General features: G+C 65.8%; 13 protein-coding genes. All 13 read right to left on the bottom strand.

Translation table 11 applies throughout. The features are described 5' to 3' along the window. Positions 1–3: 3 nt before the first annotated feature. Positions 4–1,260, bottom strand: a complete 1,257-nt coding sequence (gene codA, locus PFZ56_RS25555; RefSeq protein ID WP_110596174.1) for a cytosine deaminase — start codon at positions 1,258–1,260, stop codon at positions 4–6. A 171-nt stretch (positions 1,261–1,431) separates the two neighbouring features. Continuing rightward, positions 1,432–2,703, bottom strand: a complete 1,272-nt coding sequence (gene codB, locus PFZ56_RS25550) for a cytosine permease (protein ID WP_170004519.1) — start codon at positions 2,701–2,703, stop codon at positions 1,432–1,434. Between the two features lie 180 nt (positions 2,704–2,883). Then, the gene (locus tag PFZ56_RS25545) at positions 2,884–3,507 is read right to left on the bottom strand and encodes an NUDIX hydrolase (RefSeq protein ID WP_102881859.1); all 624 of its coding nucleotides are present in this window, start codon (positions 3,505–3,507) and stop codon (positions 2,884–2,886) included. A 101-nt stretch (positions 3,508–3,608) separates the two neighbouring features. Continuing rightward, positions 3,609–4,580: an oligopeptide/dipeptide ABC transporter ATP-binding protein gene (locus PFZ56_RS25540; protein ID WP_170004517.1), complete on the bottom strand. Its 972-nt coding sequence runs from the start codon at positions 4,578–4,580 to the stop codon at positions 3,609–3,611. After that, the gene (locus PFZ56_RS25535; protein ID WP_170004515.1) at positions 4,577–5,572 is read right to left on the bottom strand and encodes an ABC transporter ATP-binding protein; all 996 of its coding nucleotides are present in this window, start codon (positions 5,570–5,572) and stop codon (positions 4,577–4,579) included. Before PFZ56_RS25535 ends, PFZ56_RS25540 begins: the two co-directional genes overlap by 4 nt. Further along, on the bottom strand, positions 5,569–6,468 hold the full coding sequence (ddpC, locus tag PFZ56_RS25530) for a D,D-dipeptide ABC transporter permease (RefSeq protein ID WP_102881856.1): 900 nt from the start codon (positions 6,466–6,468) through the stop codon (positions 5,569–5,571). The genes PFZ56_RS25535 and ddpC overlap by 4 nt, the downstream gene beginning before the upstream one ends. A 1-nt stretch (position 6,469) precedes the next feature. After that, the gene (locus PFZ56_RS25525) at positions 6,470–7,486 is read right to left on the bottom strand and encodes an ABC transporter permease (protein ID WP_102881855.1); all 1,017 of its coding nucleotides are present in this window, start codon (positions 7,484–7,486) and stop codon (positions 6,470–6,472) included. 118 nt (positions 7,487–7,604) lie between these two features. Then, positions 7,605–9,182, bottom strand: coding sequence for an ABC transporter substrate-binding protein (locus PFZ56_RS25520; RefSeq protein ID WP_110596170.1), 1,578 nt, complete (start codon positions 9,180–9,182; stop codon positions 7,605–7,607). A 149-nt stretch (positions 9,183–9,331) separates the two neighbouring features. After that, a complete protein-coding gene (gene ddpX, locus PFZ56_RS25515) occupies positions 9,332–9,889 on the bottom strand; it encodes a D-alanyl-D-alanine dipeptidase (RefSeq protein ID WP_102881853.1) in 558 nt (185 codons plus the stop codon). A gap of 32 nt (positions 9,890–9,921) precedes the next feature. After that, positions 9,922–10,782, bottom strand: coding sequence for a MurR/RpiR family transcriptional regulator (locus tag PFZ56_RS25510; protein WP_170004511.1), 861 nt, complete (start codon positions 10,780–10,782; stop codon positions 9,922–9,924). A 141-nt stretch (positions 10,783–10,923) separates the two neighbouring features. Further along, on the bottom strand, positions 10,924–11,430 hold the full coding sequence (locus PFZ56_RS25505; protein WP_170004509.1) for a nucleoside 2-deoxyribosyltransferase: 507 nt from the start codon (positions 11,428–11,430) through the stop codon (positions 10,924–10,926). Positions 11,431–11,465: 35 nt separating this feature from the next. Further along, entirely contained in the window at positions 11,466–11,822 is a 357-nt protein-coding gene (gene queD, locus PFZ56_RS25500; RefSeq protein WP_011062303.1) for a 6-carboxytetrahydropterin synthase QueD, read from the bottom strand. Positions 11,823–11,951: 129 nt separating this feature from the next. Next, positions 11,952–13,031 (bottom strand): patatin-like phospholipase family protein, encoded by a 1,080-nt coding sequence (locus PFZ56_RS25495; protein ID WP_394304504.1) that lies wholly within the window; start codon positions 13,029–13,031, stop codon positions 11,952–11,954. Positions 13,032–13,142 lie beyond the last annotated feature (111 nt).

Below are 13,142 nucleotides of genomic sequence, written 5' to 3'. Positions count from 1 at the left end.
GGGTCAGTCGTCGGCCAGGTGCACCTGGGCCATCTGCCGTTGCATCAGCACCTTGCCGTGGCGGATCGAATACAGCGCCAAGCCCTGGCTGCGGAGCATTTCGTAGTCGCTGTCGGCAGACAGGATCAGCAGGTTCGCCGGGCGACCTTCTTCAAGGCCGTAACCCTCGCCCAGGGCCAGGGCCTTGGCGCTGTTGTCGGTGACCAGGTCCAGAGCGCTTTGCAGGTTGCTGTAGCCGAGCATGTGGCAGATGTGCAGGCCGGCTTCGAGCACCCGCAGGATGTTGCCATTGCCCAGGGGGTACCAGGGGTCGACGATCGAGTCCTGGCCGAAGCAGACGTTCATCCCGGCATCCAGCAGCTCCTTGACCCGGGTCACGCCGCGGCGTTTCGGGAAGCTGTCGAAGCGCCCCTGCAGGTGGATGCTTTCGGTGGGGCAGGAGACAAAGCTGATGCCGGAATGCCCCAGCAGGCGAAACAGCTTGGCGCAGTAGGCGTTGTCGTAGGAACCCATGGCGGTGGTGTGGCTGGCGCTGACCCGCGAGCCCATGCCGCGGCTGCGGGCTTCTTCGGCCAGCACTTCGAGAAAGCGCGAGTGCGGGTCGTCGGTTTCGTCGCAGTGCACGTCCACCAGGCAGCCTGTGCGTTCGGCCAGGTCCATGAGGAATTTCACCGAGCTCACGCCCTGGTCCCGGGTGTATTCGAAATGCGGAATGCCGCCCACCACATCGGCGCCCAGGCGGATGGCTTCTTCCATCAGCTCGCGACCGTTGCGGAACGATTCGATGCCCTCCTGGGGGAAGGCGACGATCTGCAGGTCGATCAGGTGCGCGCTTTGCTCGCGCACTTCCAGCATGGCCTTGAGGGCAGTGAGGTCCGGGTCGGTAACGTCGACGTGGGTGCGCACGTGCTGGATGCCGTGGGCCGCCAGGGCGCGGATGGTCTTGTGGGCGCGGGTGCGCGTGTCTTCGGCGGTGATGGTGGCCTTGCGTTCGCCCCAGCATTCGATGCCTTCGAACAGGGTGCCGCTCATGTTCCAGCGCGGCTCGCCCGCGGTGAGGGTGGCGTCCAGGTGAATGTGCGGTTCGACGAAGGGCGGCACCACCAGGTTGCCGCCGGCATCCAGGTGTTCGGGGCCGAAGGCCGGGACGGCGCCGGAGGTGTCGGCGCCTTGCAGGACAATGCGGGCGATGCGGCCGTTTTCCAGGTGCAGTTGGTACAGACCTTCACGGTGGCGCAGGCGGGCGTTGGTGATCAGCATCGGAGCAGTTCCTCGGGTCGGGCAATCAGTGGTTCAGCCGTCGGATCAGGGCAGGTCCTTGTCCCACGGTCGTTGGACGGCCCCCGGTCAGGCGTCAATGCGCGGTGCGGCAGGGGGCAGGGTGTTGCGTGACCGGGCCATGATAGACCCGGAAGGTGCCGGGTGAGCAAATCAGGCCTGGATGTCGGCGGCCTGGGGGGCGCGTGCGCCCAGCATCGCGCTCAACAGGATGTAGCTCAGGCCGGCAGCCGCGATGCCCACCAGCGGCGCGACCCAGGGCGAGCAGAAAGCCGCCAGGGTGCCCAGGCCATAGGCGCACAGCCCTGGCCAGTTCCAGGCCGGCAACTGGCTGTCGGCCAGGCGCGGGTAGCGGCCGCGCCAGCGATAGAAAAAGTCGGCCATGATCACCCCGCCAATCGGCGGAATCACCGTGCCCAGCAGCACCAGGTAGGGCACCAGCAAGTCGTACATGCCGAGCATCGCCAGCAAGGTGCCGATCAGTGCGCCCACCAGGGTCACGGTCTTGCGCCGCTGGGTGCGCAGCAGGTTGCAGCCGGCCACGGCGAAGTTGTAGATGGTGTTGTCCTGGGTGCTCCAGATGTTCAACAGCAGCATGGCCATGGCCGCCATGGCGAAGCCTTGCAGCAGCAAGACTTCCACCACGTCCGGCTGCTGGTAGACGATGGCGCCGTAGGCACCGATCAGCACCATCAGGCCGTTGCCGATGAAGAAACCGATCAGGCTGGCGCTCACCGCCACCCGCGCCGAGCGGGAGAAACGGGTCCAGTTGGTGGCCTGGGTCGCACCGCTGACAAAGGTGCCGAACACCAGGGTCAGGGCGGTGGACAGGTCCATAGTGGCGCTGGGGCTGAGGGCCAGCAGGCCGTCGAGACCGCCGACCTGAATGCTTGCCACCCCCATCGACAGCACCAGCAGCAGGCCCATGGCCGGCACCGCGATCCACGACAGGATCTCCAGGCCGCGATAACCGATGTAGGCCGTGGCGCAAAAGGCCATGCCGAACAGCAGCATCAGCCCCAGTACCGCGCCTTGATCCAGCTGGAAATACTTGCCCAGCACCACCGCCGCGGTGGCAGTGCCCCAGGCGTACCAGCCCACCTGGGTCAGGCCGAGGATCAGGTCGCTGAGCTTGCTGCCCCGTTCACCAAAGCAGAAGCGCCCCATCAGCACCGTATTCAACCCGCTCTTGAAGGCGATGTAGCCCAGGCTCGCGGCATAGACCCCGAGCAACAGGTTGCCGAGGACGATGACCGCCAGCAGGGTAGGGAAGTTGAACGCCACCCCCAGCTTGCCGCCGGCGAACATGGTGGCGGTGAAGAAGGTGAAGCCCAGCAGCACCATGGCCATGGAGGCCAGGCCCTTGCGGGCGTGCGCTGGAACTTCGCTCAAGGGGTAGTCGTTGCCGGGTTCGTGCTGGGTCATGGGCCTGTCCCTGGTCGGAGTGATAGCCGGTTGTTGCAGCCAGCGTGCCAAGCGGCCTGACAACCGGGGGCTGCCCGGCAGGTATAGACGATGACAGGTATTCAGCCACAGATGAGCGCCGGCACTGGCACGAAAGCGGTGCAAGCGGCGTCATCTTGAGTCACGCCACGCGGGTGCGGATCAGTCGAACATGACCTGGGTGGTCCGGCCCTGATGAAAATCGAAGGCTTCGCGGATATCCCGTTCCACGGTGCGGCCCTGGGACAGGGGCGGTAACTGGTCGGGGGCGAAGAAGCCGGCCTCGGTGGCTTCACTGCCGGCCAAAGGGGGCTGGGTTCCCTGGCGTTCACAGAGAAAGTACAGCTTGTAGAAGTCGCGGTGATCAGCCTTGTAGGGGCCCTTGGCCTTGTGCCGGACGCCGTACAAGGCGCGTACCGACACCTCAAGCCCGGCTTCTTCGTGGATTTCCTTGATCACGTTTTCGCTGGCCGACAGGCCGACATCGGCATAGCCACCGGGCAGGGCCCAGAGGCCGTCGTGCTGTTCGCGCACTAGCAGAATCTTGCCGTCCTCGATCAGCGCGCCGCGCACTTCCACCATCGGCGTCGAATAGCGCTGGGCAAAGTCCGAGACCAGATCGGTGATGCGCTCCAGGGGCACGTTGCCCAGCTGCGCCAGCATGCCGTGGGCGATGTCGGCGATTTCCTGGTAGCGCTCGCGGTCGTGCACGTCCTTACAGAAGTGCAGGCCGGTGGAGGCGATGGCTTGCAAGCGTTTGGCGTGGGTCAGCCAATGGCTTTCCATGGGTGGGGTTCCTGCAACGTCAGAGAGAAGGCGCTTGTTTTAAGCCCTTGGCGAGCAGGGAGCAAGCACCACGCCGCGGCCGGCGGCGTGGTGCGCTTGGATCACCCGGTGAGGTGTTGCAGATGGCAACGCACTTGCTGCGTCGCATCGCCCAGCAGCTGTTGCGGCTGTTCGCAGCCCGGACCGCGCCGGCTGCAGCGGTCGAAGAAGAAGCAGCCGGCGGGCAGCTTGCGGTTGCCCGGCAGTTCGGTGGGGGCCGAGACCTGGCTGTCCGCCAGGGGTGCGCCCAGGCGTGGCACCGCATCCAGCAGCAGTTGGGTGTAGGGATGGCGCGGTCGCTCCAGCACTTGCTCGGCGCTGCCCAGTTCGACGATCTGCCCCAGGTACATCACCGCCACCCGGTCGGCCATGTGTCGCACCACCGAAACGTTGTGCGAGATCAGCACAAAGGTCAGGCCGCGGCTGCGTTGCAGGTCTGCCAGCAGGTTGAGGATCTGCGCCTGCACCGAGATGTCCAGGGCCGAGGTCGGTTCGTCGAGGACGATGATGTCCGGGTTCGACGCCAGGGCCCGGGCAATGGCGATGCGCTGGCGCTGGCCGCCGGAAAACTGGTGCGGGTAGCGCTCCAGGTATTCGCCGCGAATGCCCACCTGCTGCGCCACCTTGGCGGCGATCTCGCGCATCTGTGCGGCCGGGGTGGTGCCCAGGGCGAACAGCGGCTCGGTGATGATCTTCCAGATCGGCAGGCGCGGGTCGAGGGACGACTGCGGGTCCTGGAACACGATCTGCACGTGGCTGTGGCGCTCGCGGTCGCTGGCGTAGGCCCAGCGCAGGTCGCCGCTGCTGGGCTGGACCAGGCCCATAAGCAGCTGCGCCAGGGTGCTCTTGCCGCAGCCGGACTCGCCGACGATGCCCAGGGTTTCCCCGGGGCGCAGTTCCAGGTCGATGCCGTTCAGCGCGTGGGCGAAGGCCCGGGGCCGGCCCAGCCAGTCATTGCTCAGGGGGAAACGCACTTGCACGTCGTTGAGCCGCAGCAGCGGCGCGTTACCGGTTTGGGAGTGGGTGGCGGTCATTGGGCGGACTCCGGGGCGGCCAGCCAGCAGGCGCTCTTGCGCTGCTCGCCGGCGTTGATCGAATGCAGCGGTGGCCGTTGGGCACACACCGCCATGGCCTGCGGGCAGCGCTCGCGAAAGGTGCAGCCAGCGGGCAGGTGGGCGAGGTTCGGCACCTGCCCGGGAATGGTCAGCAGTGGCGCGCCGGGGGCCACCTGTTCCGGCAGGCCGCTGAGCAGGCCGCGGGTGTAGGGATGCTGCGGATCGAGCATGACCTGGGCGGTGTTGCCTTGCTCGACCACGGCGCCGGTGTACATCACGTAGACCCGGTCGCAGAACTGCGAGACCACCGCCATGTCGTGGGTGATCAGGAGGATCGCGGTGCCCCGTTGCCGGGCCTTCTCGCGCAGCAACAGCAGCACTTGGCGCTGCACCGTGACGTCCAGGGCGGTGGTCGGCTCGTCGGCAATCAGCAACTGCGGATCGCAGGAAAATGCCAGGGCGATCATCACCCGCTGGCGCATGCCGCCGGACAGCTCGAAGGGGTAGGCCTGGAGCACCTGCTCGGGGTCGGCGATGTGCATGTCCCGCAGCAGGGCGATGGCCTTGGCCCGGGCCTCGTCCTGACTCAGGCGCTGGTGATGGATGATCACGTCGAGCATCTGCCGGCCGATGCGCCGGGTCGGGTTGAGGGCGGTCATCGGTTCCTGGAAGATCATCGCCGCGTCGCGGCCACGGATCTGCAGCAGCTGTTTTTCCGGGGTGGTGAGCATGTCCCGGCCCAGCAGCGACAGGCTGCCGGAGGTGATGCGGTAGCTGCGTTCGGGCAGCAGGCGCAGGCTGAGCATGGCGGTCACCGACTTGCCCGAGCCGGATTCGCCGACCACGCCGACGATTTCCCCCGGGTTGACGTGCAGCGACACGCCGTTGAGGGCCTGCACGTTGCTGCGGTAGGCGGGGAATTCCAGGCTCAGGTTGTCGATGTTGAGAACGGCGGATGAGCTCATGGTCATTTCCCCTGTTGCCGTGGGTCGAGCAGGTCACGGATGCCGTCACCCAGCAGGTTGAAGCCGGTGGCGGTGAACAGGATCGCCAGCCCGGGAAAGGTCGAGTACCACCAGTTGTCGAGGATGAAGTTGCGCCCGGTGGCCACCATCGCCCCCCATTCGGCGGTGGGCTGTTGCGCCCCCAGGCCGATGAAGCCCAGGGCCGAGGCCATGAGGATGGCGCTGCCGATGTCCAGGCTCAGTTGCACCAGCAACGGCGGCATGGCGTTGCGCCCCACATGCCAGCTGACGATGTGCCAGCGCCCGGCGCCGTAGGTCTGGGCCGCCTTGACGTAGCCCATCTGGCGGATGCTCAGGGCCTGGCCCCGGGCCAGGCGCACGTAGAACGGAATGCGCACCAGGGTGATCGCCAGCATGGCGTTGAACAGGCTCGGGCCCAGGGCGGCGGCCAGGGCCATGATCAGCACCAGGGACGGCACCGAGAGCATGATGTCCATCAGGCGCATGATCAGGCTGTCGAAGCGCCCGCCGATGATCCCCGACAGGCAGCCCAGCAGGCCCCCGGCCAGGCACGAGGCGAAGGCCACAAACAGGCCCACGCCCACCGACTGGCGGCTGCCGTGGAGCACCCGGCTGAACAGGTCGCGGCCGACTTCGTCGGTGCCGAACCAGTGGGCGGCGCTGGGGGCGGCCAGGCGTTGGGCCAGGTTCAGGGCATTGGGATCATGGCTCGACAGCCAGGGGGCGAAGGCCATGCACAGCAGCACCAGCAGGGTCATGCACAGCCCGGCGATGGTCAGCGGGCTCTGCCGCACGCGGTAGCCCAGGTAGGCCAGGCGCGCGCGCCAGCCGCTGGCTTGGGCCGCAGGGACTGGCAGGGGAACGATCAAGGGAGCGGACATCTCAATTTACCTCGCCAATGCGCGGGTCGATCACCCGGTACAACAGGTCGATCGCCATGTTCAGCAGCACATAAATGAACGACACCAGGATGGCGAAGCCCATCACCGCCGGGAAATCCAGGGCCTGGATCGACTTCACCACATAGGCGCCCATGCCCGGCCAGGCGAACACGGTCTCGGTCAGCACCGCGCCGTACAGCAGATCGCCCAGGGTCAGGCCGAGCACCGTCACCGAGGGGATCAGCGCATTGGGCAGGGCGTGGCGCAGGATCACCGCCCAGCGCGACAGGCCGTAGGCCCGGGCGGTGCGGATGTAGTCCTCGCCGAGCTGGTCGAGCATCGCCGAGCGGATCTGCCGTGCCACCACCCCGAGGTTGACGAAGCCCAGGGTCACCGCCGGCAGGATCAGGTGCTGCAGGGCATTGAGGAACAGCGGAATATCCCCGGCCAGCAGCGAGTCGATCAGGTAGAAGCCGCTGATGGTTGGCGGCGGCTCCAGGCCTTCGTCCAGGCGCCCGCTGCCGGGCAGCCAGCCCAGGTTGCCGTAGAACAGCAGGATCAGCCCCAAGCCCAGCCAGAACGCCGGGGTGGAAATCCCGGTGACCGCCAGGGTGCGAGCGATCTGGTCGATAAATCGGTTGTGATAGACCGCCGACAACACCCCCAGCGGCACGCCCACCAGCACCGACAGCAGCAGCGCCGCCAGGGCCAGCTCCAGGGTGGCCGGGAAGAAGGTCTGCAAGTCCTCCAGCACCGGGCGGCTGGTGCGGATCGAGGTGCCCAGGTCGCCGTGCAGCAGGTCGAGCATGTAGCGCCCATATTGCTGGTACAGCGGCAGGTCCAGGCCCAGCTGGTGGCGGATGTTCTGCACGATGGCATCGCTGGCCCGGTCGCCGGCGATCAGCCGCGCAGGGTCACCGGGAATCAGGTGCGAGATGGTGAAGGTAATCAGCGAAACCCCGATCACGACCAGCAACAGGCCGAGCAGGCGTTTGCGCAACATATTCAGGAAGGCCATGAGGCAACCTCGTTAACGCTTGACGAACGGCAGGGGCAATAACGGCCCCGCAGCGGGGACACGGCAACCCGGCGCCGGCCCGGTTCAGGGGCCGGCGACGGGGATCGCAGGGCCGGTCCTACTTGCTGATTTCGGCGATGTTGAACACCTGTTCCAGCATCGGATGGAACACGTAGCCCTTCACCGAATCGCGCATCGGCAGGCTGTAGTTCTTCTGGTACAGGTAGGCGTAGACGTTGTCCTTGAGGACGATCTTCTGCGCCTTCTGGTACAGCTCGATGCGCTGGGCGGTGTCGTTGGTGGCCGCCGCTTCACGGATCAGGCTGTCCACTTCCGGGTTGCTGTAGAACGAGCGGTTGCCCGGCAAGCCCTGCAGGCTGGAGTCGAACCAGAAGTTCATGAACATGTAGGGATCGGCAAAGTCCGGGCTCCAGGAGCCGATGGCCACGTCGTAGTCACCCTTGCCGACCCGTTCACGCATGGTGGCGTTGGCCAGTTTTTCCATCTTCAGGTTGATGCCCAGGGGCGCCAGGCCCGCTTGCAGGGTCAGGCCGATGGACTCCCAGTTGGCGTCCTTGTCCGAGTACAGGTAGGTCAGGTTGCTGATCTTCTGCGGGACCTTGGCCAGGCTGGCCTTGGCGCCGTCGAGGTTCTGCTGCATCAGCGGCAGGCTCGGGTCGTGGGCCCACATGCCGTCGGGGATCGGCCCGTTCATCAGCTTGGCCTGGCCCTTGAGGATGCCGTCGACGATGCCTTTGTAGTCGATGGCCTGGACCAGTGCCTGGCGCGCTTCGACGTTGTCCAGGGGCGCACGCTGGTTGTTCAGGTAGAGGTAGTTGACCCGCAGCGAGGGGAAGGTCTGGATCACCACCCCGGACTTGCCGGCCAGGGTGCCGAGCTGGTCTTCGGGCATGTCCTCGATGATGTCCAGGTCGCCGCGCTCCAGTTGCAGGCGGCGCACCGAGGCCTCGCTGATGATCTTGATCACCACCTTGTTCAGGCTCGGCTTGGGGCCGGCGTAGTAGCTGTTGGGTTCCAGCGTCAGCGACTGGCCCTTCTGCCAGTTGCTCAGGCGGAAGGCCCCGGAGCCGGCGGTGTGGGTCGAGAGGTAGGCGTTGACGTCCTCGCCCTTGTTGGCCACGTCCGGGTTGATGATGCCGCCGCCGTTGTGGGCCAGGGTGTAGAGGAAGGGCGCGTAGGGCTTCTTCAGGGTGAAGCGCACGGTCAGCGGGTCGACCACGGCCACGCTCATGTCATCCGGGAAGGCTCCGGATGGGCCTTGCTTGAGCTGCATCAGCCGGTCAAAGGAGAACTTCACTGCGGCGGCGTCCACCGGCTTGCCGTCGTCGAACTTGTTGCCCGGCTTGAGCTTGAAATCCCAGGTCAGGTTGTCGGCGGAAGTGCTCCAGCTCTCGGCCAGGTCGCCCTGGACTTCGGTGCTGCCCTTGCCGTTCTCGACCTTGTAGGTCACCAGCTTCTGGTAGGCCGGGTAGGTCACGGCCCAGTCGTTGTTGTCGATGGTCACGGCCGGGTCGAGGGTCTGCGGGTCGGCGGCCTTGCCGATCATCAGGGTGTCCTTGGGCGCGGCGGCGCTGGCCGCCTGCCAGGCCCCCAGGCTCAGGGCGGCGCACAGCAGCGACAGGGCGACACGGGTGGACAGACGCACATCAGGGTTATTGCGCAGATTGGGGGTCATGCCGGTTTCCTTGATCATTCGATGTTGGGAAGTTCGTCAGGTTTTTTATAAAAGCTATAACCGGGCAGTTGGAGCTGAAGCGGTGTTGCAGTACGACCGGCTTGGGGCAGTGAGCTGCCTGTTGTTGTGGCCGGCTGGGGAACGGGAGATCAGTGTTCGAAGGGCTGGTCGTGCTCCTGGATCAGGGGGAAGTCTTCGGCGTTGGGCAACTCGTAGTGCCACCACTCGGTGGGGATCGCCTCGAAGCCGGCGCTGAGCATGATCCCCAGCAGCATCAGGCGATTGCGCTGCACCTGGGGCGGCAGGTCGCTGTAGAACTGGTGCGACTTGGGCTCCATGGCATCGAAGGCGGTGCCCATGTCCAGCGGTTGGCCGCTTTCATCCACCAGGGTCAGGTCCACGGCCACGCCCCGGGTGTGGTGCGAGCCCAGGCGCGGGTCGCGCACGTAGTCCGGGTTGGGCAGGGCCTGCCACAGCAGCTGCTGGGCGTAGGCCGGGCGATAGGCGTCGTAGATGCGCAGGCCCAGGCCGGCCATGCGCGCCAGCTGGCTGGCCTTGTACAGGCAGGCCGCGGCGTCCTTGTGCAGCAGGCAGCGGGCGTTGCGGTAGATCACCTGGCCGGCCAGGTTGTCGGCGCTGGCGTAGACCAGGTCGATTTCCAGTTGGTGGCGCTGGGCGTCGATTTCGACAAGGGGGCTGTTGTTCACTCACTCACTCCATCTTGGGGCACGCTTGAAGGTCAGGATTCGAACTGGCCGAAGGCTTCCTGCAACGCTCGGTTCTTCGCCAGGCGCTCATCCAGGCGCTCGCCATAGCCCTCGGCCACCGCGGACACCATCAGGTTGAACAGGCAGGTCAACGGCGCCAGGGAATCCCAGAACTGGCCGACATCGGTTTTCAGTTGCAGCAGGTCCAGCGGGTAGTCCCGGGCCCAGGGGCATTGCAGGTCGGTGACCAGGGCCAGGGGCAGGGCGTTGGCGTTGGCTACTTCACAGAAGGTCTGGGTGACGGCGGAGTAGGCGCGAAAATCGGAAATGATCGCGTAGGGCTTGGCGAAGCCCGAGTTCAGGGTTTCCGCATAGATGCCCGACAGGCCATCGACGTAGTAGACCTTGGGCCGGATGTATTCCAGGTGGCTGTGGAAGGCGTTGAGGATGCCCCGGGTCGACTGGATGCCGATGATGAACACCGCATCGGCCTCGACGATCTGCCGCACGATGTCGGCGAACACCTGGCTGCGGGCCAGGCCGTAGACGTGCTGGATGGCCTCGATCTCGCGGTGCATCGAGCGCTCCAGGGCGTCGTCCTGATGGGCTTCGCTGCGAAAGGCGCCGAGCCGGTCGGTGATCAGCCAGGAGGTCGGGGCATCGCCGCGCAGGCCTTGCTTGACGTCATCCAGGTTGCGGTAGCCCAGGGAGCGCAGGAAGCGCCCCACGGAAATGCCCGTGGTGCCGGCTTGCTGGGCGATGCTGTCGGCGGTTTCGAAAGGCAACTGCTGGAGGTTGGCCAACAGGTAGGTAGCGATGCGCTTGCCGGTGGGCGTCAGGCTTGCAAACTGCTGTTCCAGGGTGATTTGGAAACTGTTCTTGTCCATGACCATCTCGCCAGGCGTTCGCGGAAAATGTTATTGAAGTTTCATTTTTGTAATTCGTGTTAGAAACATAACATCGGCTTTCGCGACAAAACAAGGCTTTTGTCCGACGGGGTCGTTTTCGGCAGAAAGTGACGCTGTTGGTTATCTTCAGTGGGCCGCAGGGGCTGCGTTCAACCAGTGCCCGAGGTCACGGATGGCTGTTTCCACACAGGTGCTGCGACCGCTCCAGGTGCAGGCCAGCATCAGGTTGCGCGGCAGGTTGAAATCTTCCACCGCAAAGCCCTGGGCATCGCGGCCCTGGGCGTCGTGGGGTACTTGCTTGCGCAGGGTCGCGGGGCCGCTGAAGTAGGCCCACACCGGCTTGCCCAGGGCGATGGCCGCGCCCACTTCGAAGGCGGTGCCGGAATCCGGCTCCAGGCCGCGAAAGTCGTTGAGGTTGGCCAGCAGGGCGTCGCAGGCGCGGATCATGGCCAGGTTCTGCTGGCAGATCCACTGCGCGGTGGCTTCTGGCGAGAGCTTCTGCGGGGCCTGGTTATCCAGGGGGAACAGACCGTGCAGGCCCTGGGCGCTGCACAGTTGCTTGAGGTATTGGCCATGGGCCTGGGCGTCGGCGCGAAACACATCGAAACCGGCGAGGTAGATACGTGGGCTCATGGGGCAGCTTCCTTGCGACCTGTAGATGGCTCGGCTTATTCGCCGCGGTAGATGCAGCCGCTGGTGCAGGTTTCGTGGATGCGAATCGCCGAAAGCTCCGGCAGCAGCGGCTTGAGTTCGTTCCAGATCCACTTGGCCAGGACTTCGCTGGTGGGGTTTTCCAGGCCGGGGATGTCGTTCAGGTAGTTGTGGTCCAGGCGCTCGTAGAGCGGCTTGAAGATGGCCTTGATTTCCGAGAAGTCGCGAATCCAGCCGGTGTGCGCGTCGACCTCGCCGCTGAGGTGGATCGCCACCTTGAACGAGTGGCCATGCAGGCGGCCGCACTTGTGGCCCTCGGGCACGAAAGGCAGGCGATGGGCGGATTCGAAGGTAAATTCTTTGAAGATTTCCACAGTGTCGGTCAGCTCTGTCAGGTGGCGTCGCCCGGGGGGCGAGTTGAGGCAGGCGGCGAGTTTATCAGCTTGGCTCCCGGGCTGCGGAAAAACCCTGACTAAAGGGTCAGTGCGCGGCCTGGGGCAGCCTCACAGGCTTTGCAGGCGTTCGCCCAGGCGGTTCTGCGCTGCCAGCTCGAGGAATTCATCGCCCAGGCGGCGGCTTTCGTCCATGGCGCTGCGCCAGTATTTCTGCCGGCCGGCGTCGTCGCCCATGAAGCGCTTGAAGTCGTTGCGGTCCGGCAGCTTGCCGTAGGGCAGGCGCGCCAGGTATTCCTTCGACGGCGCCAGCAGCAGGACGTCGCGCAGGCGCTCCGGGCTGGCCCGGCGCCAGGGCAGGGTCTTGTCGAACCAGCCGGGGATCACCCGGTCGGTGAAGTGCGGGTAGAGCACGATGTCGCTGCCGCTGTAGGGCAGGTCCAGGTGGTAGTCCAGCAGGCCGCCGTCGCGGAAGGTGCCGGCCCCGGCGCCGGGCAGTTCGCGCACGCCCTGCATGACCATGGGGATCGAGCCCGAGGCCAGCAGCGCCTGGCGCAGGTTGCTGCGGTCCAGGGGCACGAAGCGCGAAGGGAAGTCTTCCAGGGCGTTCAGCGGCGGAGCCAGGCGCGGGTCATGCAGCACCAGGCGTTCGAAGTGCCGCGACAGGCGCGCACGGCCGCGCAGGTTGTCGGCGATCACCGAAGACAGGCCCAGGCCGAGGCGCCCGCGGTGATCGTCTGCCAGCAGGCCGTGGCTTTTGACCACCATGATGTTCAGTCGGTAGTGAGGGTTGTCGAGGATCGAGGCGTCGCGGCCATCGAGTAGCTCATCGAGCATGCGCTGGGAGCTGTGGCTGATCTGCGCCATGGTCACGCCCTTGGCGAAACTCTGGGCGTTGTACAGCTGGCCCAGGCGGCGGATGCCTTCGGCGGCGTCCGGCAGGCAGGCACTGGCAAAGCGCCAGGAACCCACCGAGGCGCCAATCAGCGAACGCTCACGGGGCACCGCCGGCAGCCATTCACCGAACAGCGCCAGGTCCAGGCCCTGAATGCCCAAAGCCTTGGGGCCGCCGGCGGCGCCCGGCAAGGTGCCGACTTCGCCGGCGTGCAGGCCTTGGCGGCGGATGCGGGCCAGGGCGCGGGGGCCGGCCTTGAGGGTCAGGGCGGGAAACTTGATATGGATGGCGGTCATACCGGGCTCACTCTTGAATCAGCCGCCGAGTATAGAGAACCCGGGCGCTTCGGGCCGAGTGAAACTTGTGTCAGGGCCATGATGGCGATTCAGTTTCAATTAAGTTGCCTT

It is taken from the genome of Pseudomonas danubii (assembly GCF_042980055.1).
GTDB classification, from domain to species: Bacteria; Pseudomonadota; Gammaproteobacteria; order Pseudomonadales; family Pseudomonadaceae; genus Aquipseudomonas; species Aquipseudomonas danubii.
Note: the sequence above shows the minus strand (reverse complement) of the source record. Positions and strands in the feature narration are given on the sequence as shown.